This is a genomic window from Streptomyces sp. NPDC002577, from assembly GCF_053594815.1.
This window is the reverse complement of record NZ_JBSFWK010000031.1, coordinates 66,420-92,450: the sequence shown is the minus strand read 5'-3', so window position 1 is coordinate 92,450 and position 26,031 is coordinate 66,420. Positions and strand designations below refer to the sequence as shown.

Sequence of the window (26,031 nt, the reverse complement as noted above, 5' to 3'; positions counted from 1 at the left end):
GACCCAGCCTTCGCTGAAGACCTACGTGACTGGCTCGACGAAGCTGAGACGAGCCCGAGGGATACACAGGGCACACAACTCAGGCACAGCAACCAGGTATCCGGAATCGTGAACGGGCCCGTCATCCAAGGGCAGAACGTCAAGGGGCGCTTCTCGTTCCGCGGGTCCCGCGACCGAGGGCGCTAGCCCGTGGGATCTCATGGCTCCTCCGACCGCACCAGCAACGAGATCTCCGATGGCTCGCAGGTGGGCGGCGACGCATATCAGGCTAAGAACATGCACTTCGGCGCCCATCGCGCCGGATTCATCGCCGTAGCGGTCGTAGCCGTTGTAGGACTGATGTCAGCCGTCGCCCTTGCCTTGATCAACAAGTCTGGCGACGACACACGGGGGCTTGTTGGTGCTCCCCAGCCTGGCGAAACGCCGACCTCAGCATCCGCTAGTCCGTCGCAGAGCGCACCTTCACCGACTGCGGATTCACCATCTACGACGCCCAGTGCCGCACTTTCGAAGAGCCCAGCCAGCAAGCCGACGAACACGGTCAAGGCTGAGTCGCCGATCCAACCGTTCACAGGCTCGAACATCTACTGCGGGGAATGGAGGTCTCAAAATTCGGACCGCCTCCAAGCGCGTAGTTGCGTACGCATCGACGGATACGGCGCCACGTTCGGCGTCGCCGTGAAGAACGTCGGGAAGAGCCAGGTCACGGTATCCGTCCTGGTGCAGTACAACTACGGCTCATACAGAGATTGCTCACAGGGGCGCTACTCCGTCGACGGGGTCATCATTAACCCTGATCACACCTGGTTCAGCGACCTCGGGCAGTGCTCCGCAGCCAACCTCACCGACCACAACTTCCAGACTGCCGCCTGGGCTATCGAGAATCCCGACGGGTCAGTGAACCCAAAAGTCGGTGACGTCCGGTATTCGCCCACCATGTTCTTCGATACCAAGGGACAGCCCATCTGCAAAATCGACGGCAACTGGGGATCCTGCGACTCAATGGCCTACGTTCCCGGAAGCTGACCCAGAGTGGGCCGCCGCCGAGTGCGGCGCAGCCCAAGGTACGCGGGCGGCTGTGCGCCGTATCCTGGTCGGCGCGGGCGCGGGGCCTTGCAGCGTGGAGGGCACCCGTGAGGCTGCGCGAACTCGTCATCGACGCCTGGTCGTGGCTCAACTACAAACCGGCGATGGCCGATCCGCACCGCCCCGGCCACCGTGCCTTCCCCGAGGTGAACTCCTTCTGGGTGCCCGAGCCGGACCGCCGGCGCCTTGCGGCCTACAAGTTGCTGGCCGCGTACGACTCCAACCAGGCCGGGCAGCTCGCCGCCGTCACCGGCGATCACGAGGGCGTGGAACGCCGCGAGTTGGGCGACCCCTCGAAGCTGATCGACACCACACTCGGGTATCTGCTGGGCGCGGAGCAGACCATCGTGGTGCCCGGCGCCGACGACGCCGAGCAGGAAGAGCCGCCCCCCGGCGCAGTGGCGGCGGCCGACCTGCAGGAGCGGCTGCGCGCCTGGGCGGACAAGGAACTGTGGCCGCTGCGCGTCCAGCAGGCCGAGCGGTGCGCGGTGCGCAGCGGGGACGGCGTGTTCACCCTGGCGTGGGAGCCGGCCAAGCAGCGGGTGCTGCTGCGCACCTACGACCCCGGGTTCTACTTCCCCGAGTGGGACGACGGCGAGCAGGACTCCGCTGAATACCCCTCGCGCGTGCACTTCGCGTGGGAGCTGCCCGCCGACCCGGTGCGCGGCCTGAAAACACGGCTGCGGCGCATCACCTATGAGCTGGGGCCGATCGGTGCGGCGACCGCGCCCGGCGTCACACCGGATGGCCGGGCTGTCCGTGAGCAGGTCGTCGGCGCCGAGGGCGACCCGGTGCTGACCGTCGGCGACACCCTCGATGCGGTGACCGGCAGCGTGCAGCGCACCTACCCGTGGGCGCCCGGCCGCCCGTCCGGCACGACCTGCTACCTGTCGGATGCCGAATGGCTGCTGGAAGACATCGGCGGCGCCCACGACGTGTACTCGCTGCCCGCCGACAAGGCCGCCTACCGGTTCCGCTCCGACGGCCAGGTCCTGGACCGTCTCGACCTGATGGTGGACTTCATCCCGGTCGTGCACATCTACAACTCGATCCCCGACGGCGGCGAGCACTGGGGCAAGTCGTCCCTGGCGACCGTGCTGCAGCTGCTCGACGAGCTGGCGGCCACTGACACCGACAGCGCCTCGGCCTCGGCGACGACCGGCACCCCGATCGTGGCTCTCGCCGGGGCGCGCCTGCCCATCGACCGCACCACCGGCCAGCCCCTGCCGGTACGCGTCGAGGCCGGGACGGTGTGGCAGCTGTCCGACACCGGCAGCATGGACGCCTTGGACACCTCCGCGCAGCTCGCCGAACTGCGCCAGCGCATCGACCACATGCTGGATCGGCTCGCCGCCAACACGCGCCTGACCACCGCGGGGCTCGGCAGCCTCGACCCGGCTGCAGTGCCGTCGGGGTATGCGCTGCAGCTGGCGCTCGGCCCGCTGGACTCCCTCGTGGGGTCGATGCGTCTGGCCCGCGCCCACAAGTACCAGCTGCTGCTGCGCATGGTGCAGCGCCTGCACCAGGCCGGGCAGGCGTGGCCCGCCGGCGAGTCGCTGCCCGCACGCATGGTGTGGGGCGCACACACCCCCACCGACCGCACCACCGTCCTCGAAGACGTCGTCAAGGGCTACGCGGCAGGCGTGTTCTCCCTGGAGACCGCCGTGCGGATGCTGCACGAAGCGGGCCATCCCATCGGAGCCGAGGTGCTGGGCGCGGGAAGCTACGTGCTGTGAGCGGAGGCGCGCCCCGGCCGTGAACTGCTGTGAGGGTGACCATCGCTTCCAGAAGCGGTAGTAGCCGAGCCCTCCGCCAGCTGTGTGAAGCGGACCGTGTCACGCGGCGCGGCCGGGCCGTCGTGCCTCGCGGATGCGTGAGCGGTCGAGGACGGAAAACCGGGTCGATGCGATCACTGAGCTCACACATCAGTTCAACGCGTGGGTTGCGCGAGGATTCCCGCAGCCGCGCGGGATGCGCGTGGTCGCCTGCAAGCGGCCCGGGCTGGATGCCCGCAGACGGGCCGGCCTCGGGTCCCGCCGCCGGGGTTCCCGCGCGGCAGTCCCTACGCTGGCCCCGTGACGGACAAACGCAGGGAAAGCAGCAGGGACAAAGGCAGGGCCGACGGCAGACCGCTCGACGTGTTCGACCTGTGTGTTGCAGTTCGCCGAGAACCTGACCGATCGCCATCCGGCCAGCGATCATGCCGGCCAGTACCTCGGTGTTGCCGACCTTGAGGTTCCGGCGCCCGCCGTAGTAGTAGTTCTCGCCCGGCCGGGAGAAATAGGCCAGCAGGACGCGGCGCGCGCCGGGGGCGGACGCGGTGGATCGCTCGGCGGCCGCGGATGTTGATGCGGTCTGGCTCGCCGGGGCGGAGGAGGAGCAGGCACCTAGCAGGCACTGGCTGCGGCACCGGCCGTCACGGCAGCTCCGCCCGCCAGCAGGCCGCGCAGCACGGTGCGCTGGCGAGGCCTGCTGGGAACGGTGACTCACTCATCGCCAAGGCACTCCGGTTCAGTTGTCCAGGCGCCGGGCGCTGAGCCACTTGACGATCTCCGGATCGTGGTGGTCGAAGAAGAGCGTGGCCCCGGTGTCCAGGGTGGCGATGGACGCCATCTCGTCGTCTGTGAGCGCGAAGTCGAAGACGTCGAGGTTCTCCGCCATGCGCGCGGGGCGCACTGACTTCGGGATCGAGGGGACGCCACGCTGGACGGCCCAGCGCAGCACCACCTGCCCGACTGACTTCTCGTACTTCTTGCCGATCTCGCTGAGCACCGGGTTGGTGAACAGGCCGTTCTTGCCCTGAGCGAAGCCGCCCCACGCCTGAAGCTGGACGCCCTGCTCGCGCATCAGCTCCTCGTAGTCGGTGCGCTGAAAGAAGGGGTGAGTCTCGATCTGGTTGACGGCGGGCGTGATCTCGTTGTTGATGATCAGGTCGAGTAGGCGGTCGGGGTAGAAGTTGGCGACGCCGATGGCCTTGGCCCGGCCGTCCCGGTTCAGTTCCTCCATGGCCCGCCATTGGCCATACACGTCGCCGTAGGGCTGGTGCATCAGGTACAGGTCGACATAGTCGAGCCCGAGCTTGTTCAGTGACGTCTCGAAGGCGCGCTTTGTGTTCTCCTCGGCGGGCGCGTCCTGGACGTACAACTTGGTGGTGACGAAGAGATCCTCGCGCGGGATGCCGCTGTTCTTGATGGCGCGGCCGACGGCTTCCTCATTGCCGTACGACGCCGCCGTGTCGAGGAGGCGGTAGCCGGCCGCGAGGGCGTCGGTGACGGCCTGCTCGGTTTCCTCGGCCGGGATCTGGTAGACGCCGAAGCCGATGATCGGCATCTCGACGCCGTTGTTCAGGGTGACGTTCTGCATGGGTTTTCCTTCGGTGCGGGAGGATCAGCGTTCGAGCATCTTCAGCTGGGCTTCGGTGTGGGTGGCGCCGGCGGCGGGCGGAAGGCTCGTCAAACGGTTGAGCTGGGCAGGGGTGAGCTGCACGGCGTCGGCGGCGGCGTTCTCTTCGACGCGGTGGACACGCTTGGTGCCGGGGATGGGGGCGATGTCGTCGCCCTGAGCGAGCAACCAGGCGATGGCGACCTGGGCCGGAGTGGTGCCCACTTCGGCTGCCACGGCCTGGACCTCGTCGGCCAGGCGCAGGTTGTGCTGGAAGTTCTCGCCGGTGAAGCGCGGGTTGTCCCGCCGGAAGTCGTCCTCGGCGAAGCCGTCGGTGGAACGAATCGCGCCGGTGAGGAAACCGCGGCCCAGCGGCGCGAACGGGACGAAGCCGATGCCGAGTTCGCGCAGCGTCGGCAGGACGTGGGCCTCCGGGTCGCGGGTGAAGAGGGAGTACTCGGACTGGACGGCGGTGACCGGAGTAACGGAGTTCGCGCGGCGGATGGTGTCGGGGCCGGCCTCGGACAGGCCGAATGCCCGGACCTTGCCCTCGGCGATCAGCTCGCCCACGGCGCCCGCCGTCTCCTTGATCGGCACGTTCGGGTCGACCCGGTGCTGGTAGTACAGGTCGATGTGGTCCGTGCCGAGGCGGGCGAGTGACCCTTCGACGGCGGTGCGGATGTTGGCCGGGCTGGAGTCCAGGTGCCCCGGCCCGTCGCCACCGTGCGCGACCAGGCCGAACTTCGTTGCCAGCACCACCTGGTCGCGGCGCCCCTTCAGAGCCTGGCCGAGCAGGTCCTCGTTGGTGTAGGGACCGTAGATCTCGGCGGTGTCGATCAAGGTGACGCCCAACTCCAGAGCGCGGTGCACGGTACGGATGGATTCCGCGTCGTCGGTCCCGGCGCCGGTGTATCCCTGGGACATGCCCATCGCGCCGAGACCGATCCGGGAAACGTTCAGGTCACGCAGGTGGATGTGGTGCATCAGCGCTCTCCGCTCCGTCGTTTTCGGGCTGGTTCCACTCTGGTCCTGTCTTCCCGTGGCCGCTCGTCGCGAGCTCGCTGGCACGGGCGCCCAGACCGGACCCGGCACGGCAGTGCGCGCCGCCCGTCACCCGGGCGGGCACTGCGGCCGTACGTCTCGCAGGAAGCGTACGTCCAGGTTCCGTCTGTATTCGTGCCTGCGCGCCCCCGGTGAGGGGCCGAGCCGTTCGGGGGGAACGACAGGGCCCCCCAAGGCAGGGCCGAGCGGTCGAAGCGGCGCAATCGCTGTGGCATCAGACGAAGCTGCCTTCGCCGCTGCGCTCCGCCATCGCCACGTGTTCTGCGGCGCGGGCAGAGCCGCCAACGTCCTGCTCAGGCCGCTCTTTCCGCCCGGGTAGAGCGCCTGGCAGATGGTCTCGTGGCACAGGTGCCACTCGGGCCGGTCCGGCCAGGTACGGCGCAGTTGCGTGGCTGTCTACTCCGGGCTGCACTCCATTTCCGGTTTGGCCTGGACCTCGGCGCGTAGCCCGGCATCACGCAGCAGCCGGCCAGTCCTCGGGCGTCGCGGGCGCTGGCGGGCCCGTGCATGCACGAGGTCGCCGTCGTAGATGCCGCCATCGTGCGCGAGGGTGTTGCGCCCCAGTTCGCGGCTGATCGTTGAGGGGGCCCTGCCCAGGCGGGCGGCGATGGCCTGGATGCTCAGGCCGCGTTCGCGCAGCGTCGCGATGCGCTGGCGCTCCAGCAGAGAGGGGTACCGTCCCGAGCGCGCGGCCTCTGGCAGCCGGTCCGGTGGCAGTCCGCCGTTCTCCACCCGCCACCGGTAGCCAGTCTTCCGGCCGATTCCAACGATCTGGCACGCATCGACACACCGGCCTGGATCAGGCGCCAGTACTCCGTCTCCAGCTCAAGCCGGCGCTTCCGTCCTCGTCTTGCCATCAACACGCCTCTCATGATCAAGGGTGTTGTGACAAGCACCAGAACTCACGTGTCCATAGCGGGTCCAGGTTCAGCCGACGCCGACACTTTTCCCTGGGTCATCGGTAGTCGAGATCCGCGGTTCCCTCCCGGGCGTGCACGGCAACCAGCAACCAGCCTTTGTAGTCGCCCAGTGGTGCGCGCAGCAGTTCGTCGGTTCCTCGGACGTCCTATTGATGACACAGCGGACCGTCCAGCGGACTCCGGCGAGGAATTCGGCCACCGCCCGGGGCCGGCACCCTTCCTACCGAAGGCGCTCCACAGCGACAGTCCACCCGCCACAGACATGGCAACCATCGACACGGTGACGTAGCGCAGAGCAGGCCAGCACCAACAGCAGGGCCGGAAGCCTGCCGGAAGAGAAGGGCGCGAAGCACCCGGCGGCGGCAAAGGCGAGCAGGAGAGGAACGGCGAACAACAGCGCCTCCCAATGCCGGTCCATGAGCCGGAGCAGCGTCACGCCGCCCCCTGTCCCGGCCATGCGGCGGGAGGAAATCAGGGGTGGTTCTAGCAGCAGGCCGGGACCCGCTGCGGACCTGCCAGGCCGTAGTCACTTCTCGGCGACTACCTCCCACCGCTCTACCAGCGACGTCAACAGATCGACGACGAGGCCTTGGCCGCGTGGGCCGTATCCCTCCATCAGCAGGACGTCGAGCTCGCGGGCACGACGGACCAGCGACTCCATGGTTTCCTGGCCGCTCTCGGTCAAGTACAGCAGCCGCTTGCGGCCGTCCTCGGCCGACTTCCGTCGCTGCAGCCACCCTCGCTTCTCGAGCCTGGTGACGATGCTGGCCATCGTCGACCGGTCGAGGGCGACCGACTCACCGATCGCGCCCTGCTCGACACCCGGATAGGCGTTGACGGCCATCAGGACCGCCACTTGCGGATTCGTCGCCACCGGATCGACGTGGCTGAACCACGCGGCCTGATAGGCCTGATACAGCCGGCGCAGCACATATCCGGGCGCGGTAGCCATGTCGAGTGGGGTAGGAAGGACGCCCCGGACCTTGCCGTCGGGCACCTCGGCGAATTCGTCCGTCTTCACACGATCAGCTTAGAGCGTCCGGCAGGCTGCCGAGGAGCACCCTGGATGCACCGGTATTGCATCAAGGCCGAACAGTTCCCTGCCCGAACTGGACGTGACCAGGTCCCCCCAACGCGGCTCGCGCTCAGGTGATCGATGCTCACGAAGTACCGGGCCAGGTTGTAGCTGGGTGAACGCCGCGGATCGGTGTGCGTGACACCGATCCGCTTGATCCCTGGACACAACGTACTCACAGCTCCTCCACCTGGCTCCGGCATCGGCGCCAGTCTCTCTGTCAGACCTCTGCCGATGGGCTGGCCTGGGCTTCACGTGAGCGCTCCAGGGCCAGCTTCACCGCGGCGACGATGTTCTGGTAGCCGGTGCACCGGCACAGGTTGCCCGCGAGGGCCGACCGGATCTGGTCGTCCGAGAGCTCGTTCCGCTCCTGCAGCAGCGGTTGAAGCGACAACAGGAAGCCGGGAGTGCAGAAGCCGCACTGGAGTGCGTGCTTCTCGTGGAAGGCCTGCTGCAGGGGATCGAGCTGGCCCTCAGGGAGACCGTCGGTCAGCCCCTCGACGGTCCGCACCCGATGGCCGTCCGCCTGGACTGCGAACAGCAGGCATGCCCGGGCGGGCTCGCCGTCGAACACCACTGTGCAGGCCCCGCACACGCCGTGCTCGCAGCCCACGTGCGTTCCCGTCAGGCCGGCCTCGTGCCGGATGAAGTCGGACAGCAGGAGCCGGGGCTCGACCGTCGCCCGGTAGTGCTGTCCGTTGATCTCGACGTCGATGTCACGCATGTTCATCGTGTGACCCTCCAGCCCGCTCGGCAGCCGTGACGATCGCGCGACGCAGCAGTACCTCGATGAGGCTCGCGCGGTACTCGGCGGAGCCGTGCAGGTCGTTCGGCGGTGTGATCCCGGTCGTCGCCGCCCGCGCAGCTGCTGCGGCGGTATCCGCGTTGATGGTGGCGCCGGACAGGAGTTGCTCGGCCCGCTCGGACCGGTGGGGCGTCGCCGTTGCCCCGAGGAGGGCCACTGCAGCGTGGTTGCAGGCCCCGGTGGTGTCGAGCGAGAGTACGACTGCTGCGCCGCCGATGCTGCGATGGCGGTGGCGCCGGGAGTACTCGACGAACGACGTGCCGGTTCGTTCCCGGACCGCCGGAACCTCGATCCCTACCAGGAGTTCGTCCGGCGCGAGCGCCGTCCCTCCGGCTGCCAGGAAGAAGTCCTGCCAGCCGAGCGTGCGCGACCCGCGGACCGAGCGGGCCTCGAAACGCGCGTCGAGGGCAAGCAAGGCTGCGGGAATCTCGGACGTCGGATCGGCGTTCACCACGCTGCCGCCGACAGTGCCCCGGCTGCGGATCTGCGGATGGGCCACCCACCGAACTGCTTCGCGGAGCAGAGGCCAACGCTCCCCGACGGGGGACGATCGCTCGATCTCCGACTGTCGTGCCATCGCGCCGACCTGCAGCATCGTGGTGGAGCAACGGACGTAGGAGAGCTCGGCGACACCGTTGATGTCGATGATCCGCGTCGGCGTGACCTTGCGGAAGTTGAGCAGAGGGACCAGGCTTTGCCCGCCGGCCAGGACGGCCGCGGAGCCTTGGTGCTCCGCCAGCAGGGCGAGCGCTTCGTCGAGCGTCTTGGGGTCGTGGTAGTCGAACGGGGGTGGTTTCACCGAATCTCAAATCCGATCACGTCACATGTCGGCGCGGGGCTCGACACGATGGCTCGTGGGGCTCGGCATCTGTGACCGATACCCTGCGCGGCGATGAGGGGCAGGCCGTCACGCACGGTTGAGGTCGACCGTGCGCGTATCACCGAGTGCGCCGGCGCAGATCGCGCTGATCACACAGAATACCGCGACCATGATCGAAACCGAGTGGACCCCGGCGCCGGACCCGGCGAAGACCGACGCCAGCAGGGGGCCGATCCCGCCACCGATGAGGCCAGCGAACTGATAGGCGGCCGAGGCGCCGGTGTAACGGGACTGTGTCGGGAACAGCTCGGCCAGCAGCGACCCGACCACTCCGACGGTGGCGGCGTTGAGGATCGTCATGCTGATCACGAACACCAGAGTGATCAGTACGGCCGAGCCGGTGCCGACGAGGTCGTAGATGAAGAACGAGAACACGCCGGCGAGCAGGGCGGCCGGGACGTAGACGACCCGCCGGCCCACCTTGTCCGACAGCGAGGCAAAGATCGGCACGGTCACCAGCATGCCGGCCAGGGAGATGATCAATCCGTTGAGGAGTACCTGGCGGGGCAGCCCGAAGGTGGTGGTGGCGTAGGAGATCAGGAACGTGGTGACGATGGCCTGCGCCATGAAGGGACCGGCGTAGACGCCGATTCCGACCAGTACCCGCATCGGTCGCTCACGCAAGAGGGCGACCAGCGGCGAATGGGCCGGCGCCTCTTGTTCCTGGGCGCGCTGGGCGAGGAAGACCGGGCTCTCTTCGACCCGGAGACGAATGTACAGACCGATCACGATCAGCACGGCCGACAGCAGGAAGGGGAGCCGCCACCCCCATGACAGGAACTGCTCCTGACCGAGCCCGCCCAGCGCGCTGAAGGCGGTGTACGCGAGGAGCACGCCGCATCCCGAGCCGACGCCGGTCGCGCTACCGAAGAGGCCACGGTTCGAGCCCTTCGCGTGCTCGACCGACATCAGGACGGCGCCGCCCCACTCCGCGCCGACGGCCAGCCCCTGAACCAACCGAAGGAGGATCAGCAGGATCGGCGCGAGGGACCCGATCTGGTTTGAGGACGGCAGCAGCCCGATGAGGAAGGTGCTCACGCCCATCAGGGCCATCGTCCAGATCAGCACGGCCTTCCGGCCGAGTCGGTCGCCGTAGTGGCCTCCGATGAGTCCGCCCAGTGGTCGCGCGGCGTAGCCGATCGCCAGCGTCGCGAACGAGGCTATGGTCCCGACGACTTCCGAGGTGCCCTCGAAGAACACACTCGGAAAGACCAGGCTTGCCGCGGTGCCGAAGGCTATGAAGTCGTAGAACTCGACGGTCGTCCCGATGAAGCTGGCAGCGTAGATCCGCCGCCCCTGACGACGGCTGTGGCTCCCCACACCGGCGGCCAGTGCACTCTGCTCGATGGTCATTGTGTCCTCTCAGGCGAGAAGGCTGTCGGGAACCGGGACCCGGCATCTCCGGTGACGCCTGGCTCGGGTGGCACCTCCGGCTCGCAGGCTCTTCGGCTCTGGGGCCGTCGGTCCGCGGGCCTCAGGGCCGGACGGTGGTGTCCGCCCCCGTACGCCGGCGCGTGTCGGCGTACGGGGGCGGCGGTCGAAGGACTATCGGTGAACCAGTGGGTAGGACTGCGGCATGGCGTCAGGGTTCTGCAGCGGCGTGCCTCTCCATAGCCACTCGTACGAGACGTCGGACTCGCCCTCGAAAGTGCGGAGGAGACGGTCCCGTTCCTCCTGCTCCGGTCCGTCCGCCAGGTGGTAGAAGCGCATGTTCTTCAGCGAGGCGTCCTGAACCATGCCGGCGTGGGTCGCGCGCCGGGACATGTACCGCAGCAGTGCGTCCGGGATGTCGCTGCGGGGGACCACGGCGAGCTCCTCCGCGAGGACCGCGGCGTCCTCGATCGCTTGTGACGCACCCTGTGCCTGGTAGGGCAGCATCGCGTGGCACGCGTCGCCGAGCAGCGCGATGTGTCCGTCCGCCCAGAACGGGTCGCGGCGCTGCCTGAACAGCGCCCACTTGCTTGAGATGCCCTCGGCCTTCGACAGGATGGTCGCGATGCGATCGTCCCAGTCGGCGAAGGCCTCGACCATCTCGTCGACGGTCGCCGGCGCGCTCCAGCCCTGGGACAGGTCCATGGTGTTCGGCACGGCCGCGCCGACGTTGAGGTACTCGCCGCCACGGATCAGGTAGTGCACCAAGTGGCGGTCCGGGCCGTACCACATGGTTGAGTGGAACCGGTCGAGCAGGAACCGTGTCGCCGGGTCCGCCGCGATCTTGTCACCGGGAATCAGCGCGCGATAGCACATGTCACCTGAGAACACCAGGCCGTCGGGCAGGCCGATCGCGCGCCGCACGTTGGAGCGGACACCGTCGGCTCCGATCACGACGTCGCCTGCGAAGCGTCGGCCGTCCGACGTCACCGCCACGGGGCGCGTCTCGTCGGTGACGTCGACCGAGACGACCTCGGAGGCAGTGTGCACCTCGACGACGGGCCCCGGCCGATTCTCGTCGAGGCACGCCTCAAGCAGGACGCGATGCAGATCGGCGCGATGGAAGTGCCAGTAGGGTGCTCCGTACTCGCGCCACACCGCCTCGCCAAGCGGGCGGGTCGCGATGATGGAGCCGTCCTTCCAGCGACGGCGCACCTGGTCGGTCGGTTCGGTTCGAATGGCTTCGAGCTGGGGTCGCAGACCGAGGGCGAGCAGGACGCGGCTGCCGTTGGGCGCAGTCTGGATCCCGGCACCGACCTCCCCCAGCTCGGTCGCCTGCTCGAGAACGGTGCACTGAACACCCCTCTGACGGAGCGACAGGGCAGCGGTCAGGCCACCGAGACCGCCGCCCGCGATGGTGACGGCGTGGGTGTGGCGGGACATATTCCTCCTTGCTGCGAGCGATGACGGGGCGGGCGGCTGTCCTTGTCGGACCGAGGGCTGTCGGGGCCGGCGCAAACGTCGACTCTCCGGCGCGGCGGTACCACTCGCCTTCCGAGGTAATACGAGCACAAACTATCTGCTCGGGCAAGGCTCACTCAGCCTTTTAACCCGGAGGTAATACGGTGCGAGGGAGTGGTTGGCGGGAGTCTGGTCTCTCGTGGCCAAGCGTGCCGCAGTGTTCCATCAAGACTGGTGTCTCGTCTGCCGGAAAGCCTCTCATCAGCGATTTCTATGGTCATAGTCTGGGCTCGACACGAATCTTCACGATCGATCACGGGTCGGGAGGGTGCTGGATTGAACCAATCGTGGCGTCCTGGCCGGTCTTGACAGGCAGACCCCTCGGTGCGAATCATCAGTGTTCCAACGATTTTCGTGTGCACCTGGACGATCTCCTGGAGGCGGCAGTGAACCCCACTCTGTTCAACGAGCTCTGCCTGGAACAACTCACCCTCAGCCGGGTCACCGAAGGCGAGACCGTCGCGGTACTGAGCCGCGGTGACGAGCGCCTCGAGTACGCGGCGTCGTTCATGTGGGCGGCGCAGAGGCTTGGCGCCAGCGCCTTCCACCTCCGCCTGCCCGAACCTGCCAGTGCTGCGGGCGACTGGGCGGTCGGGGATGTCGGGCTGGGTGACAATCCGCTGGCTGTCGAAGCCCTGAAGAGCGTCGACATGGTCGTCGACACCGCGCTGATGCTGTTCAGCAAGGAACAGCTCGAGATCCAGGCGGCCGGTACGCGGATCCTCACGGCCGTAGAGCCGATCCCGCTACTGGCCCGCCTGATGCCCACCCGCGAGCTGCGCGAGCGCGTCGAGATCGGTGAGCAGTACCTGTCGAAGGCCCGGTCGCTGCGCATCACGAGCCCCCACGGCACCGACGTGACCTACAAGCTCGGCGCCTACCCGACGATGACCGAGTACGGCTACACCGACGAGCCCGGGCGTTGGGACCACTGGGGGGCCGCGTTCGTCTTCACCGGTGCCTCGGACGATGGTGTCGACGGCACCATCGTCCTCGGGCCCGGGGACGTCCTGCTGCCCTTCAACACCTACGTCCAGAACCCGGTGCAGTTCACCATCGAGAAGGGCTTCGTCCGCGACATCCGCGGACTGGCCGGCCAGTCGAGCCTGGACGCCGACCTGCTGAAGTCCTACATCGAGTCGTTCGAGGACCCGCGTGGTTACGGGATGAGCCACGTCGGGTGGGGCCTGGACGAGCGGGCGCGCTGGCATGGGCTTACCCAGTTCGGCGGTGGGCTCGGCCTCGAACTGCGCTCCTTCTACGGCAACGTGATGATCTCGACCGGCCCCAACAACGAGCTCGGCGGCCCGAACGACACGGCCTGTCACCTGGACATCCCCATGCACGGCTGCTCGCTTTACCTGGACGACGAGTTGATCGTGGACGAGGGCGAGCTCACCGTCGAGGACATGCGTCCGGCGGCTCGGCGCTGATCCCCTGACCACGTGCACTGGAGGCTCGATCTGATGAACACGAACAGCCTGTCTGCGAGCAGGGGCATTACCGAACCCGCACCAGGCGTTCCTGCCGCGGCGTTCCCCGCAACGGTGGTGGTGCCATGAACGCCCCGGTAGTGGCCCCCGGGACGGTTCGAACGGTGCACCAAACGGCGCTGGCCGATCTCGCCGATGTCGCCGCCACGAGCCGGTGGGTGCACTCGGGGCAGCTGAGGATTCATGTCCTCGACTACGGCGGCCACGGTGTACCGGCCGTGATCCTGCCGGGGATCACCAGCCCCGCGATCACCATGGACTTCGTGGCGCGAGCTCTGAGCGACGTCGTCCGGCCGGTCGTGGTCGACATGCGGGGACGGGGGCTCTCGGACTCGGGCGAGTCGTACACCCTGGACCGGTACGTCGACGATGTTGTCGCGGTCGTGGACGGTCTCGGACTGGACCAGCCCGTCCTGCTCGGGCATTCGATGGGAGCGAGGGTTGCCGCCGCCGCGTCGGCTCGGGGGATGGACCTTCGGGCAACCGTGCTCGTCGACCCGCCCATGAGCGGACCGGGTCGAGGACCGTACCCGGTCACTCTCGCTGCGTTTCGTGACCAGCTGGCCGCGGCGGCCGGTGGCATTACCGCCGACGATGTCGCCGCTCTCTGGCCGAACTGGCCGCGACGCGAGCAGGAGTTGCGCGCACGGTGGCTGTCCACGTGCGATGTCGTGGCCGTCGAGGCGACTCATCACGGGTTCGAGAACGAGGACTTCTTCGACTGGTGGCCGCGGGTCACCGCACCGACTGCCCTCGTGTTCGGTGAGGACAGCCCCATGGTGCCTGCTGCCGGTGTCGCGGAAGCTGCGACAGCGAACCCGGCCGCACGCCTGATCGGCGTTCCGGGCGCCGGCCACATGGTCTTCTGGGATGCCCCGGATGCCGCTGTGTCCGTCGTGCGCGAGGTGCTCACCGAGTGGACCCGCGCCAGTGGGTGAACCATCGCCGAACAGGGTGACGCTCCACGGCGGCGGCAACGAGGAGGATTCGATGAGAAGTCACGAGATGCCGGAGCCCGCCGGACCACACGGGAGTGCGTTCTCCGGCCGGGTGGGGTGGGGCAGCCGCCCCGCTCTGCTGGTGATCGACCTGGTCCGGGCCTACACCGAGCCGGACGGCCCTTTCGCGCTGCCGGAGGCCGCTGCTGTGGTGAAGACGACCGCGGCGCTGGTCGCAGCCGCCCGCTCGGGCGGTCACCCGGTGATGTGGACCACCGTGCGTTACACGTCGGACATGGCTGATGGTGGCCTGTTCGTGCGCAAGGTGCCCGCCCTACGGGCCTTCGCCGCGGACGCGGACGGCCGCTGGGGGGAGCCGGCGCTTCTGCCCGACCCCGCGGACGTGATCGTCTCGAAGCACTACGCCAGCGCGTTCTTCGGTACCTCGCTCGCCTCGACGTTGCACGCCTCCGGCGTGGACACCCTCGTCATCGCCGGGGTCTCGACGTCCGGATGTGTGCGGGCCACGGCGATGGACGCGCTGAACCACGGATTCCGGCCGCAGGTGGTCCGCCAGGCATGTGCCGACCGCACCTCCGAGTTGCACGACAACAATCTGGCCGATCTCGACGCGAAGTACGCGGACGTCGTCGGCACGACCGAGGCGCTGCTGCACCTCGGCCGTCCGACTACGACGACGTCACAGACACCTGTGGAAGCGGTGGTGAAGCAGTGAGCGCAGCAATATCGGCGCCCTTCGACGGTGTCGCCATCCTGACCGGGGCTGCCGGCGGGATCGGAAGCGCGACCGCCCTCGAACTCGCCCGTGGCGGCGCGTCGGTGGCGCTGGTGGATCGTGACGCGGAGGCCGCCGAACGGACCGCCGAAAAGATCCGCGCGGCGCTGCCGGAGGCGACGCTGCTGGCCATCGGTGCGGACGTCACCCGCGGGACCGACGTCGACGCGTACGTGGCACGTGTCGCGTCCGAGCTCGGCCAGCCCGGGCTGCTGGTGAACAATGCCGGGATCGAGGGCCGCGTGCGTGCGGTCCACGAGTACACGGAGGAGGAGTTCGACGCGGTCTGGGCGACGAACGCGCGAGGCGCCTGGCTGAACATCAAATACGTGGTGCCGTTGATGCTGGCTGCAGGTAAGGGAGCGATCGTCAACATCGCCTCGGTGGCCGGCATCAGGGCGTCGCGCAACCTCGCGCCCTACACCGCGAGCAAGCATGCGGTGATCGGGCTGACCCGTACCGCCGCGAGCGACCTCGCGGCCGGAGGAATCCGGGTCAACGCCGTGTGCCCCGGGCCCGTCGACACCCGGATGATGGCGTCCCTGGACACCCAGCGTGTCGCCTGCAGTGCCGCACCGGAGGCGGAGCAGGACCGCATGGCCAGCAGGGTCCTGCTCAACCGTTACGCCCAGCCCGAGGAGATCGCTGCGATGGTGGCGTTCCTCGCCTCGGATGCCGCGTCCTTCGTGACCGGCGCAGCCATGGTGGTCGACGGCGGCCTGACGATCTGACGGCCGCTGTCCCCGGCCTCTGGCGGGGCCGCGTCGCGGTCGCCGACGCCGCCGGGTCAGGGCAACCCGGCCGTACCCGAAACAGCTGTCCGAACTCGAGTCGGCGCAAGTGATGCGCCGTTGGAGGAGAGATCACAACGATGCGTACCGCGAAGAGAGCCGTGCTGGTCGCACCGGGCGCGCCAGTGGAGATCTGGGAAGGCCCGGTGCCCGCCCCGGATGGCGGGGACGTGGTGGTGTCGGTGGAGATGGCCGGCGTGTGCGGCACCGACCACCACTACACACTCGGCGAAGTCGAGTTCCCAGGTCCGATGGTGCTCGGTCACGAGGGCATCGGCCGCGTGGAGGAACTCGGCCCGGACGTCAACACCGACTACGGAGGGGACCCGATAGCCCCCGGCGACCTCGTCTACTGGGTGCCGTTGAAGCCCTGTCACCGCTGTCACGCATGTACGGTCCTCGAGGACGTCTCCCTTTGCCCCCACCTCTCACCGGGACGCTTCAAGGACCCCCGAACGCCGCCGTCCGCGACGTACACGGAGTACGCCAACCTGCCGTCGGGCCTGGCGTTCTTTCGGGTACCGGAGGACACCCCGCCGGAGGCGGTCATCGCGTTCGGCTGCGCCATGCCGACGATGCTGCACGCGATGGAGCGGCTCGGCGGCATCCGCTTCGGGCAGAGCGTCGTCGTCCAGGGATGCGGACCGGTCGGCCTCGCCGCGGTCGTGCTCGCCCGTCTCGCCGGGGCAGGGGACATCGTGGTCGTCGGTGGTCCCACCGCGCGCCTGGAGATGGCGAAGCGGCTCGGGGCGACCTCGACCGTCGACCTTGCTGCTGCACCGGACGCCGAGTCCCGGATCGCTGCGGTCATGGATGCGACTGGCGGGAGGGGCGCCGACATCGTGATCGAGGCGGCGGGCAGGGTGGAGGCATTCCCCGAGGGCCTGCGGATGGTCGGCCGTGGCGGTCGTTACCTGATCGTGGGCCTCTGGTCGGCGCCCGACGCGTCCTCGTTGACGCCTCGTATGGTCAACAACGCGAACCTGCGCATCATCGGGTCGGCGCTGTCCAGGCCCCGCCACCTCCACCAGGCGGTCGCGGTGGCCCGCAACTACCATCATCAACTCCCACTGGCCGATGTCGTGTCGCACCGGTTCCCGCTGGATCAGGCGCAACAGGCCCTCGATGCGGTCGGACGTCAGGAGACGATCAAAGCCGTGATCGTTCCGGGTCACTAGTCGTCGGCTCCTTATGCGTCACGTTCGAAGGTGAGATCAATGGATTATTCGCTGGAAGAGAATGGAGTCATGCGCGATTCCCTGGCTGGCCGGGCAGTTCCGCGGGTCGAGGACGAGGCACTGCTCACCGGCCAGGCGACGTTCCTCGACGACATCGAGCTGCCCGGTGCGCTCCACGCGGTGTTCGTGCGCAGTGCGGTCGCGCACGGGACCATCCGCGAGATCCTGATCGAGGATGCGGCTCGAGTCCCGGGCGTCGTCGGTGTGTTCACCGCGGCCGACTTGGCGCTGTCCGACATCGTCACGCCGCTGCAGGACGGCATCTTCAGCCCGCCTCGTCCCGTGCTGGCCGGCGACCGAGTCCGCTTCGTCGGTGAGCCCGTTGCGGTCGTCGTCGCGGAGTCGAGGTACTCGGGTGAGGACGGTGCCGCACTGGTCGAGGTCCGGATCGACCCGCTGCCGGTGGTGACCGACATCGCTGGCGCGCTCGACGCGTCCAAGCCAGCCCTGCACGAGCAGCCGGACGGCTCCGGCAACGTCGTGTTCGCGCAGGAGGCACGCTTCGGGGACCCGGACGGTGCCTTCGCCACCGCCACCCATGTTATCGAGCGGACCTTTCACCACCCCCGGCTGACCGCGTCGCCCATGGAGGCCTGCGGCGCCGCTGCGCTCCCGGAGAACGGAGGCGTGACGATCTGGTGCTCGACCCAGTTTCCGCACACCCTCCGGCGTATCGCACGCGAGCTGTACGGGATCGACGACGTACGCGTGCGATGCCCCGACATCGGCGGCGGGTTCGGCCACAAGGGGATCAACTATCCCGAGGAGGTCGCCGTCGGTCGATTGGCGTTGTTGCTGGGCCGGACGGTGAAGTGGGTCGAGGACCGCGAGGAGAGCCTGCTGTCCTCGGCGCATGCGCGCGAGATGGAGGTCCGGGTGCGCGCCGCCGTCGACGCGGACGGCATCCTCGAGGCGCTCGACGTCGACGCGCTCTGCGACATTGGCGCGTACGGGACCTATCCACTCGGTCATGTCTTGGAAGTGCTCGGCGTTTTCGGCATGGCACCCGGGCCCTACCGCGTGCGCAACTATCACGCCCGCGCGCGCTCGGTCGCGACAAACAAGTGCCCTTCGGCGGCCTACCGCGGTGTCGGGTTGCCTGTCGCCACCCTCGTGCACGAGCGGATCATGGACATCGTGGCCGCGACGACGGGCATCGACCGGGCCGAGGTCCGCCGCCGCAACACGGTCGCCGCGTCCGAGATGCCCTACACCTCGATCACGAACCAGCGCTACGACAGCGGTGACTTCCACGCTGCGCTCGACGCTGCGCTGGAGCTGATCGGCTACGACACGTTCGAGGACGACAAGCGGGCGGCCGGGGCCGACGGCAGGCTCCTCGGGCTGGGCATAGCCTCCTACGTCGAATGGACCGGGACGAACTCGAAGATGTTCCAAGCGCGCGGGATGACCGCCGTGAATGGCTTCGACGGATGCCATATGGAGTTGGACGCCGAGGGGCTGCTCCAGATCTGGACGACGTTGCCCTCGATCGGCCAGGGCACGAGGACGACGTTCGCCCAACTCGCCTCCGATTCCGTCGGGGCCGACTTCGCGGATGTCCGGGTGGTGCAGAGCGACACCGGTGTCAGCGACATCGAGGGCACCGGTACCGGTGCGTCAAGGAGCGCGAACATCGGTGCCGGAGCGTTGCACCTCGCCGGCACGGAGCTGCGCAGGCGGCTCCTGGAGGATGCCAGCGCCCGACTCGAAGTGGGGCCGGACGAGCTCGAGATCGCGGAGAGCCGCATCACGGTCCGAGATCTGCCGACTCGCTCGCTATGCTTCGCCGACCTGGCCAAGACTGCCGCCCCGGGCCGCTACCACGTGAGCCGGCAGTTCGACCCTGAACACGTGCTGTTCTCCTACGCCACGCACGCGTGCCGGGTGAGCGTCGACCCGGAGACCGGCGACGTCGAGATCCTCGACTGGGTGGTCGCCGAGGACTGCGGACGCGTCGTCAATCCGGTCATCGTCGAAGGGCAGACGCAGGGTGCCATCGCGCAGGGCATCGGAGGGGCGCTCTACGAATCGCTGCACTACGACGAGACAGGCACGCCCCTGTCGGCATCGCTGATGGACTACATCCTCCCGACCGCCTACGAAGTTCCCCGAGCGCGGATCCAGCACCTGGAGCTACCCGTCCCGGACGCGATAGTCGGGAGTAAGGGGATGGCAGAGGGAGGGACGGTCGCAGCGCCGGCAGCGCTCGCGAACGCGGTGTCGGATGCCCTCGGCAGGGAGTTCAACGCCCTGCCGCTCACCCCTGAACGCCTCTGGCAGGCAGCCCGATCCGGGCGAACGGGCTGAACGGACCCGGAGCGCCGCCCCCGACCGCCGCACCGGGCGAGACACTCGTCATCGGCACGAGCTCACCCCGCTCGGTCTCGGGGACTGTGTTGGCCCCTGGGGACTCGCAGTGTCTCAGGGGAGGCGTCAGGTCGGATCGGGCGCTGCGCTCTCGAGGCGGTTGGTGGTGGCCTCCCACGATGCGAGCAGGCTGAGCGCGTTCGCAGGGCAGGTGCCGGGCTTGTCGCTGCACGCCAGCAGCGACAAGCCCGCCCGGGCGGTGAGGTCCATGGCCTCGTAGGTGAGCTCGAGGTCGTTTCGAGTCAGGCGACGGAATCGATCCCCCGCGCCTCCGAGTTTGGCCCGTCGTGGGGAAGTGGGTCGTGGTGAATCGGTATGGGTGCGCCGGTCAGCGCAACACCGCTGCCGCCGCGCCGGTTGGCCACGATCTGTGCAGCGATGGACAGGGCCGTCTCCTCGGGCGTGCGCGCGCCGAGATCCAGGCCGATGGGCGAGTGGAGGCGGGCGAGCTCCAGCTCCGTGACGCCGGCCTCACGCAGGCGCTTGTTGCGGTCGAGGTGGGTGCGGCGGGAACCCATCGCTCCGACGTATGCGACGGGGAGGCGCAGGGCGAGCTTCAGCAGTGGGATGTCGAACTTCGGGTCATGGGTCAGGACGCAGAGGACGGTGCGCGCGTCGACCTCCGTGCGCTCCAGATAGTCGTGCGGCCACGCCACGACGACCTCGTCGGCCTCGGGGAAGCGGGCGCGGGTGGTGAAGACGGGGCGGGCGTCGCACACGGTCACGCGGTAGTTCAGGAACCTTCCGATGCGGACGAGCGCCGACGCGAAGCCGATCGCGCCGAACACGATCATCCGGGGTGGCGGCACCGATGACTCGACGAGCAGGGTGAGCGGTGCCCCGCAACGCGAGCCCTGCTCTCCGATCTCCAGTGTGCCCGTGCGGCCCGCGTCGAGGAAGGCGCGGGTCTCCTCGGCCGCGGTGCGGTCCAGCCCGGGGTGCCCGCCGAGCTCGCCCTCGTACGAGCCGTCCACTCGTACGACCAGGGCCCGCCCCAGGAGTTCGGCCGGCCCCGAGACGATCCGCACGAGCGCCGACGCCTCACCTCCGGCGGCGGCCGACAGCGCGGCTGCGAACACCTCCCGGGCGGGAGAGTCCGCGCGTACCGGAGTGACCAGGATGTCGATGACACCGCCGCAGGTCAGGCCGATGACGAAGGCGTCCTCGTCGCTGTACTCGAAGCGTTCGCAAACTGACTCCCCGTCCTCCAGGGCTTGTTGGCACAGCTCGTAGACGGCGCCCTCCACGCATCCGCCGGAGACCGAGCCGACCGCGGTGCCCTGGGAGTCCACGGCGAGCGCGGCCCCCGGCTGCCGCGGCGCGCTGCCGCCGACGGCCACCACCGTGGCGACAGCGAAGTCGCGGCCCTCATCGGCCCATCGGGTGAGCTCCGCGGCGATGTCCAGCATCTGTGTTCTCCTTGCGACGGTCCAACGGGCGTTCGCCGGCACTCGGGGGCCGCTGACCGCGCGCGGTGGCCGTCGGCGGCGCGGGTCCCGCTTCCTGTCAGGTGTAACGCTGTTCCAGCTCGCGCACCTCGGGCAGCCCGACGAGGTCGGTGAACTCGTCGAACCCGGGGAGGCCCGGGAGGGCTGCCTGCGGGGTGCCGTCCTTGCGCAGCGTATCCAGCAGCCCCCGCATCCCCGCGGTCGCGGCGAGCAGGGTACCGATCGGGAACAGCACCAGTCCGAACCCGAGCTCGGCGATGCGGTCCAGGCTCAGTGGCGGCGTCTTGCCCCCCTCCGCCCAGTTGAAGACGAGCGGTGCCACGCCCGCCAGCCGGCCCGCCACCTCCTCGATCTCCGCCTCCGAGGCGGGCGCCTCGACGAACAGCAGGTCGGCGCCGGCCTCGGCGAAAGCGCGGGCCCGCTCGACGGCCGCGTCCACGCCCTCCACAGCCACCGCGTCCGTCCGCGCGATGACCACGAAGTCGGGGTCGCTGCGGGCCTCGGTGGCGGCGCGGATCTTCCCGAGCATCTCCGCGAGAGGCACGATCGCCTTGCCGGCCATGTGCCCGCACCGCTTCGGCGTGACCTGGTCCTCGAGCTGGATCGCCGCCACCCCGGCCTGCTCGTAGACCTGCACGGTGCGGCGCACGTTGAGGGCGTTGCCGTACCCGGTGTCCCCGTCGGCGATGACCGGCAGGTGTGTGGCGGCGACCAGCCGGCGGGCGTTGTCGGCCATCTCGGTGCCGGTCAGCAGACCGACGTCGGGGCGGCCCAGCAGCCCGGCCGTGGTCCCGAAGCCAGTCATGTAGACGGCGTCGAACCCGGCCTTCTCGACGAGCAGGGCTGAGAGCGCGTCATAGGCGCCCGGCGCCACGAGCGGGCCCGGTCGCGAGAGGAGTTCGCGCAGCCGGCGTCCCGCAGTTGCTGTGGTACCCGAGGTCGTCATGGAGCGGACTCTCCGTTCGTGGATTTGTCGTCGGCACGCTGTCGCGCGCTCGCCCGGTGCGGGCACGGCGCTCTCCCGCGCGGCCGCGGTGGTGACCGGACCGTGGCCGGGATCGCCTGCCCCGGGCCCGCACGCACATTAATCTGAACGCGGAGCATACTGCCTCTGGCCGGGATGCGCACCAGCGGGCGGCGAGGGGCCGCGCCGATGAGGGCTGGTCCGGTTCCCGGACGGAGACCGAGGCGGCGGTCACCGTGAGTGCGTGACGCCATGCCAGCAAAAGGTGCTTGAACAGGCACTATTGGGGGGGCGGAGAGGTCTCTGGCGTACCGTCAGGGGGCGGCGAACGGAGAGGTAGTGTCGGCTGGCTCCAGGGGGCACGCAGACGTCGAAGGGCCCGAACCCTCTTGCGCGGCAGAGATAGTCTGTGCTCGTATTATCTCACCCGCAGGGCGAATCATCCGCCGAGCGGCGCTAGTTGATCGAGCACAGCTCATTCGGCCATCCACGGTCGGATGGCAGACTCCCGTCCTCACTCCCCGTTGGGAGGAAGATTGCCCCGCCATGCCCATCGTGTGATCGTCGCCGGCGCCGGTCTCGGCGGCCTGACCGCCACCGCGTCGATGCGCCGGCGGTCGCTCGGCAATGCCGGCCACGTCACGCTGCCCAGTCAGGCATAGGGGCCTCACGGGCAATCGAGGACGACGCCGTGCTCACTGTCGTCCGCGGCGCGCTCGCGATCCGTGTCGCCCGGTGCGCCACCCCCCGTCGGCACGATGCAGGACGCCTCGTCCCGCAGCGAGCCCCACACCACCTCGAGGACGGCCCAGCCCAGTACGGGCGCGGCCGCACACCGCGCTCGTTCGATGGCGAATCCGGCGCGCCCTCATACCGAGTACGAGCACAACCGTCTGTGTCGGTGCACCGCATCCCTGCAAGGCATCGCAGCCGGGCCCCGACCTCGCCTTCCAGGGTGAAGTCGCGGCCCCATGAGGAGGGTGAAGGCATTGGAAACCAGCAAGAAGGCCGGCGGGCCGGCCCCCGGAGACACCATCGAGGTGGAGCCCGCGGGCACTCCCGGAGTCATCGAGGAGACCACCGCGAACCGCAGCCAGCAGCGGCGCGTGTACCTGGCCAGCCTGATCGGCAGCGTGGTCGAGTTCTACGATTTCGCCATCTACGGCACCGCCGCGAGCCTCGTCTTCGGGACTGTCTTCTTCGCCTCCTCCTCGCCGGCGGTGGGTCTGATCGCGTCCCTGGCGACCTTCGCGACCGGGTATGTGGCGCGCCCCCTGGGCGGCATCATCTTCGGTCACTTCGGTGACCGGGTCGGCCGCAAATCGGTGCTCCTGGTGACGCTCTTCCTGATGGGGGCGTCCACCGTCCTCGTCGGCATACTGCCGACCGCGGCGCAAGTCGGGACGCTCGCACCGGTCCTGCTGGTCACCCTCCGCCTCATCCAGGGACTCGCGGTCGGCGGAGAGTGGGGCGGCGCCGTGCTGATGTCCGTCGAGACCGGGAGCCAGAAATCCCGCGGGTTCTTCGGCAGCGCGACCGGCGTGGGCGCCTCCGTCGGCGTGCTCCTGGCCAGTGCCTTCTTCGCCGCTCTGGGCGGGCTGGACCAGGACCAGTTCCTGGCGTGGGGCTGGCGCCTGCCCTTCCTCGCCTCGGTCCTGCTGATCGCCGTCGGCGCGTACATCCGGCTCAACGTCGAGGAGAGCCCGGTCTTCGCCGCAGCCCGGGAACGCAAGGCCGACGACGCGCGGCCGGCGTCCGCTCCGCTGCTCGCCCTGCTGCGTGAGCAGCCGGGTCGGCTGCTGCTCGCCATCGGCGTCTACTGCGGGCCCGTCATGGCCCAGTCGATCGTGAAGGTCTTCCTCATCTCGTGGGGCGTGAGCCACGCCGGCGTCTCGCGGCAGCTCATGCTGAACTCCCTGACCTTCGCGGTGGCCGGCATGGCCGTGGCGGTCCCGCTGTTCGCCGCGCTGTCCGACCGGATCGGCCGGCGCGCCGTCTACGCCCCCGCGTCGATCCTGTTCGGGCTCTTCGCGTTCCTGATGTTCCCGATGGTCGGCACTGGTTCGACGGTGATGGTCGTGCTGGCCTTCGTCATCAGCATGTCGATTCTGGAAGCGGCCGCACTCGGCCCGGTGGGGGCGCTGCTCAGCGAACTGTTCCCGACGCGCTCCCGCTACACCGGAACCTCACTGGCCTACCAGTTCGCCGCCCTCATCGGCGGTGGGATCGGTCCGCTGATCGCCGCGGTCTTCGTAGCGCCCGGAGGGCCCGGAGCGATCGGCGTCTCGACGATGATCGCCGTCTTCTGCGGGCTCAGCGCCCTCTGTACGGCCCTGCTGGGCGACACCCGCAAGGTCAGCCTCAACTGAGGGTGAGCAGTCCGGCGCACGGCGCCGGTCGGGGCGTCCGGAGAGCCCACTCTCCGGACGCCCTGTCGAAAGAAAAAGAAAGAGAAGAGGAGAAGAACGCATGACTCGTTGGGCTTCCGATGTCGGCTGGCGTGGCAAGGTCGGCCTGATCGCGACACCGGCGATCGACAACAGCCACCTCGAGCTGATGCGGGTCGCCCCCGAGGGGGTGGCGGCCTATCAGACCGTGCCGTACGTTCCCGACTTCCGGGTCGACCCGAGCTTCATCCTGCAGGCCGTGGAGCAGCTGGAGCACTGCGCGCGGGCGCTGAGCGCGGGCGGCATGGACGTCATCGGCCAGGCCGGGACGCCCTTCTCGTTCGCCCACGAGGACGGCCTGCAGTTCGCGCTGAAGATGCAGGCCCGGCTCGAGGACGCCGCGCAGAAGCCGGTGACCATGATGGGCCTGTCGATCATCGAGGCGCTGCGCAGCTGCGGATTCGAATCGGTGGCCGTGGCCTCCACCTACTACTCGGCCGACCTGTGCGAGCGCTACACCAAGTTCCTCGACGACGCCGGCTTCCGCGTCCTGACCATGAAGAACTGGGTCCACCAGGGCTTCCTGACGGACGAGAGCTTCCTGCGGCAGCCGCGGTACTGGTACCCGAACAGCCTCGCGTACCAGAGCGCCCGCGCCGTCGCGGCGGAGGCACCCGAGGCCGACTGCGTCCTGCTGACCGGCGGCGCCGTGCACACCATGGACATCATCGCCGCCCTCGAGGACGACCTGCAGAAGCCCGTGATCACCAGCGACTCGGCGTTCTTCTGGAGCCTGCTTGGCAAGCTGGGCATCAAGGAGCGGCTCGACGGCTGGGGCGCCCTGCTCTCGACCCTGTAACCGTGCGGCCGGCAGCCGGCGCGGCCTGCTCACCCGGGTGGGCCGCGCCGGTGAAGACCTCCGGCCCGCGGACCAACCTCCCCCAAGACCACGATCACGAGGAAGGACAGCATCCATGCTCTCCCGCCTGTTTGCCCCCAAGCTGAAGGCCAGTGCGCACTGCGACCTGCCCTGCGGTGTGTACGACCCGGCCCAGGCCCGCATCGAGGCGGAGTCGGTCAAGGCCGTCCAGGAAAAGATGGCCGCGAGCGACGACCCGCACTTCCAGGCCCGCGCCACCGTCATCAAGGAGCAGCGCGCCGAGCTGGCCAAGCACCACGTCTCGGTGCTGTGGAGCGACTACTTCAAGCCCCCGCACTTCGAGAAGTACCCCGAGTTGCACCAGCTGGTGAACGACGCCCTGAAGGCCCTCTCGGCAGCCAAGGCGTCGACGGACCCGGCCACCGGCCAGAAGGCACTGGACTACATCGCCCAGATCGACAAGATCTTCTGGGAGACCAAGAAGGCCTGAGCCTCCGCTTGGCCGTCGCACGAGAGGTCGTACGCGGCAGGTTCGCACCCGGCATCCGCATTGAGCCGGGTGCGGGCCTGGCGATCAGGCCTTCACAGCCGATGCTCGTTTGGCGAACACATAAATGAGAGGTGA

General features: G+C 68.9%; 22 protein-coding genes. 11 read left to right on the top strand and 11 right to left on the bottom strand.

Annotated elements, in window-relative coordinates:
- The first annotated feature begins 189 nt into the window (after window positions 1–189).
- Entirely contained in the window at window positions 190–1,026 is an 837-nt protein-coding gene (locus ACWD4J_RS30270) for a hypothetical protein (RefSeq protein ID WP_451398626.1), read from the top strand.
- A gap of 107 nt (window positions 1,027–1,133) precedes the next feature.
- Window positions 1,134–2,822, top strand: a complete 1,689-nt coding sequence (locus ACWD4J_RS30265; protein WP_451398625.1) for a hypothetical protein — start codon at window positions 1,134–1,136, stop codon at window positions 2,820–2,822.
- A gap of 775 nt (window positions 2,823–3,597) precedes the next feature.
- Here ACWD4J_RS30265 and ACWD4J_RS30260 read toward each other — a convergent pair.
- The 8 genes from ACWD4J_RS30260 to ACWD4J_RS30225 form a co-directional block, all read right to left on the bottom strand.
- On the bottom strand, window positions 3,598–4,449 hold the full coding sequence (locus ACWD4J_RS30260) for an aldo/keto reductase (RefSeq protein WP_451398624.1): 852 nt from the start codon (window positions 4,447–4,449) through the stop codon (window positions 3,598–3,600).
- A 24-nt stretch (window positions 4,450–4,473) separates the two neighbouring features.
- Window positions 4,474–5,451, bottom strand: a complete 978-nt coding sequence (locus ACWD4J_RS30255) for an aldo/keto reductase (RefSeq protein ID WP_451398623.1) — start codon at window positions 5,449–5,451, stop codon at window positions 4,474–4,476.
- Between the two features lie 474 nt (window positions 5,452–5,925).
- Complete coding sequence (locus tag ACWD4J_RS30250; protein WP_451398622.1) at window positions 5,926–6,261, bottom strand: helix-turn-helix domain-containing protein; 336 nt, start codon at window positions 6,259–6,261, stop codon at window positions 5,926–5,928.
- Window positions 6,262–6,975: 714 nt separating this feature from the next.
- Window positions 6,976–7,470 carry a MarR family winged helix-turn-helix transcriptional regulator gene (locus tag ACWD4J_RS30245; RefSeq protein WP_451398621.1) on the bottom strand — a complete coding sequence of 165 codons (495 nt, stop codon included), beginning with the start codon at window positions 7,468–7,470 and terminating at the stop codon, window positions 6,976–6,978.
- Window positions 7,471–7,744: 274 nt separating this feature from the next.
- Window positions 7,745–8,254, bottom strand: a complete 510-nt coding sequence (locus ACWD4J_RS30240) for a (2Fe-2S)-binding protein (RefSeq protein WP_451398620.1) — start codon at window positions 8,252–8,254, stop codon at window positions 7,745–7,747.
- Window positions 8,241–9,128 (bottom strand): FAD binding domain-containing protein, encoded by an 888-nt coding sequence (locus tag ACWD4J_RS30235; protein WP_451398619.1) that lies wholly within the window; start codon window positions 9,126–9,128, stop codon window positions 8,241–8,243. Before ACWD4J_RS30235 ends, ACWD4J_RS30240 begins: the two co-directional genes overlap by 14 nt.
- A 108-nt stretch (window positions 9,129–9,236) precedes the next feature.
- Complete coding sequence (locus tag ACWD4J_RS30230) at window positions 9,237–10,562, bottom strand: MFS transporter (protein ID WP_451398618.1); 1,326 nt, start codon at window positions 10,560–10,562, stop codon at window positions 9,237–9,239.
- A gap of 192 nt (window positions 10,563–10,754) precedes the next feature.
- On the bottom strand, window positions 10,755–12,023 hold the full coding sequence (locus ACWD4J_RS30225) for an FAD-dependent monooxygenase (RefSeq protein ID WP_451398617.1): 1,269 nt from the start codon (window positions 12,021–12,023) through the stop codon (window positions 10,755–10,757).
- Between the two features lie 434 nt (window positions 12,024–12,457).
- Between ACWD4J_RS30225 and ACWD4J_RS30220 the strand changes: the two genes are divergently transcribed.
- From ACWD4J_RS30220 to ACWD4J_RS30195, 6 genes are all read left to right on the top strand, one after another.
- Window positions 12,458–13,534: a leucyl aminopeptidase gene (locus ACWD4J_RS30220; RefSeq protein WP_451398616.1), complete on the top strand. Its 1,077-nt coding sequence runs from the start codon at window positions 12,458–12,460 to the stop codon at window positions 13,532–13,534.
- Window positions 13,535–13,698: 164 nt separating this feature from the next.
- Window positions 13,699–14,532: an alpha/beta fold hydrolase gene (locus ACWD4J_RS30215; RefSeq protein WP_451398615.1), complete on the top strand. Its 834-nt coding sequence runs from the start codon at window positions 13,699–13,701 to the stop codon at window positions 14,530–14,532.
- 52 nt (window positions 14,533–14,584) lie between these two features.
- Entirely contained in the window at window positions 14,585–15,268 is a 684-nt protein-coding gene (locus ACWD4J_RS30210) for an isochorismatase family protein (protein ID WP_451398614.1), read from the top strand.
- Window positions 15,265–16,059 carry an SDR family NAD(P)-dependent oxidoreductase gene (locus ACWD4J_RS30205; RefSeq protein ID WP_451398613.1) on the top strand — a complete coding sequence of 265 codons (795 nt, stop codon included), beginning with the start codon at window positions 15,265–15,267 and terminating at the stop codon, window positions 16,057–16,059. Before ACWD4J_RS30210 ends, ACWD4J_RS30205 begins: the two co-directional genes overlap by 4 nt.
- Before the next feature lie 140 nt (window positions 16,060–16,199).
- Window positions 16,200–17,297 (top strand): zinc-binding dehydrogenase, encoded by a 1,098-nt coding sequence (locus tag ACWD4J_RS30200; RefSeq protein ID WP_451398612.1) that lies wholly within the window; start codon window positions 16,200–16,202, stop codon window positions 17,295–17,297.
- A 69-nt stretch (window positions 17,298–17,366) separates the two neighbouring features.
- Window positions 17,367–19,667 carry a xanthine dehydrogenase family protein molybdopterin-binding subunit gene (locus ACWD4J_RS30195; protein WP_451398611.1) on the top strand — a complete coding sequence of 767 codons (2,301 nt, stop codon included), beginning with the start codon at window positions 17,367–17,369 and terminating at the stop codon, window positions 19,665–19,667.
- A gap of 126 nt (window positions 19,668–19,793) precedes the next feature.
- On the opposite strand, the gene ACWD4J_RS30190 is transcribed toward ACWD4J_RS30195, so the two are convergent.
- From ACWD4J_RS30190 to ACWD4J_RS30180, 3 genes are all read right to left on the bottom strand, one after another.
- Complete coding sequence (locus ACWD4J_RS30190) at window positions 19,794–19,937, bottom strand: hypothetical protein (protein WP_451398610.1); 144 nt, start codon at window positions 19,935–19,937, stop codon at window positions 19,794–19,796.
- A 32-nt stretch (window positions 19,938–19,969) separates the two neighbouring features.
- Window positions 19,970–21,136: an XdhC family protein gene (locus ACWD4J_RS30185; protein ID WP_451398609.1), complete on the bottom strand. Its 1,167-nt coding sequence runs from the start codon at window positions 21,134–21,136 to the stop codon at window positions 19,970–19,972.
- 97 nt (window positions 21,137–21,233) lie between these two features.
- On the bottom strand, window positions 21,234–22,121 hold the full coding sequence (locus tag ACWD4J_RS30180) for an isocitrate lyase/PEP mutase family protein (protein ID WP_451398608.1): 888 nt from the start codon (window positions 22,119–22,121) through the stop codon (window positions 21,234–21,236).
- A gap of 1,007 nt (window positions 22,122–23,128) precedes the next feature.
- Between ACWD4J_RS30180 and ACWD4J_RS30175 the strand changes: the two genes are divergently transcribed.
- The 3 genes from ACWD4J_RS30175 to sodN all read left to right on the top strand — a co-directional run bounded on the left by ACWD4J_RS30175 (window position 23,129) and on the right by sodN (window position 25,896).
- Window positions 23,129–24,508, top strand: a complete 1,380-nt coding sequence (locus ACWD4J_RS30175; RefSeq protein WP_451398607.1) for an MFS transporter — start codon at window positions 23,129–23,131, stop codon at window positions 24,506–24,508.
- 100 nt (window positions 24,509–24,608) lie between these two features.
- Window positions 24,609–25,385 carry a maleate cis-trans isomerase family protein gene (locus ACWD4J_RS30170; protein ID WP_351308791.1) on the top strand — a complete coding sequence of 259 codons (777 nt, stop codon included), beginning with the start codon at window positions 24,609–24,611 and terminating at the stop codon, window positions 25,383–25,385.
- 115 nt (window positions 25,386–25,500) lie between these two features.
- A complete protein-coding gene (sodN, locus tag ACWD4J_RS30165) occupies window positions 25,501–25,896 on the top strand; it encodes a superoxide dismutase, Ni (RefSeq protein ID WP_451398606.1) in 396 nt (131 codons plus the stop codon).
- Window positions 25,897–26,031 lie beyond the last annotated feature (135 nt).

What these genes read in the sequence shown, in the direction of transcription:
- ACWD4J_RS30260 (WP_451398624.1), bottom strand. Translation starts at nt 4,449, where the DNA reads ATGCAGAACGTCACCCTGAACAACGGCGTCGAGATGCCGATCATCGGC.
- ACWD4J_RS30255 (WP_451398623.1), bottom strand. Translation starts at nt 5,451, where the DNA reads ATGCACCACATCCACCTGCGTGACCTGAACGTTTCCCGGATCGGTCTC.
- ACWD4J_RS30240 (WP_451398620.1), bottom strand. Translation starts at nt 8,254, where the DNA reads ATGAACATGCGTGACATCGACGTCGAGATCAACGGACAGCACTACCGG.
- ACWD4J_RS30230 (WP_451398618.1), bottom strand. Translation starts at nt 10,562, where the DNA reads ATGACCATCGAGCAGAGTGCACTGGCCGCCGGTGTGGGGAGCCACAGC.
- ACWD4J_RS30225 (WP_451398617.1), bottom strand. Translation starts at nt 12,023, where the DNA reads ATGTCCCGCCACACCCACGCCGTCACCATCGCGGGCGGCGGTCTCGGT.
- ACWD4J_RS30210 (WP_451398614.1), top strand. Translation starts at nt 14,585, where the DNA reads ATGAGAAGTCACGAGATGCCGGAGCCCGCCGGACCACACGGGAGTGCG.
- ACWD4J_RS30200 (WP_451398612.1), top strand. Translation starts at nt 16,200, where the DNA reads ATGCGTACCGCGAAGAGAGCCGTGCTGGTCGCACCGGGCGCGCCAGTG.
- ACWD4J_RS30195 (WP_451398611.1), top strand. Translation starts at nt 17,367, where the DNA reads ATGCGCGATTCCCTGGCTGGCCGGGCAGTTCCGCGGGTCGAGGACGAG.
- ACWD4J_RS30190 (WP_451398610.1), bottom strand. Translation starts at nt 19,937, where the DNA reads ATGGACCTCACCGCCCGGGCGGGCTTGTCGCTGCTGGCGTGCAGCGAC.
- ACWD4J_RS30185 (WP_451398609.1), bottom strand. Translation starts at nt 21,136, where the DNA reads ATGCTGGACATCGCCGCGGAGCTCACCCGATGGGCCGATGAGGGCCGC.
- ACWD4J_RS30180 (WP_451398608.1), bottom strand. Translation starts at nt 22,121, where the DNA reads ATGACGACCTCGGGTACCACAGCAACTGCGGGACGCCGGCTGCGCGAA.
- ACWD4J_RS30170 (WP_351308791.1), top strand. Translation starts at nt 24,609, where the DNA reads ATGACTCGTTGGGCTTCCGATGTCGGCTGGCGTGGCAAGGTCGGCCTG.
- sodN (WP_451398606.1), top strand. Translation starts at nt 25,501, where the DNA reads ATGCTCTCCCGCCTGTTTGCCCCCAAGCTGAAGGCCAGTGCGCACTGC.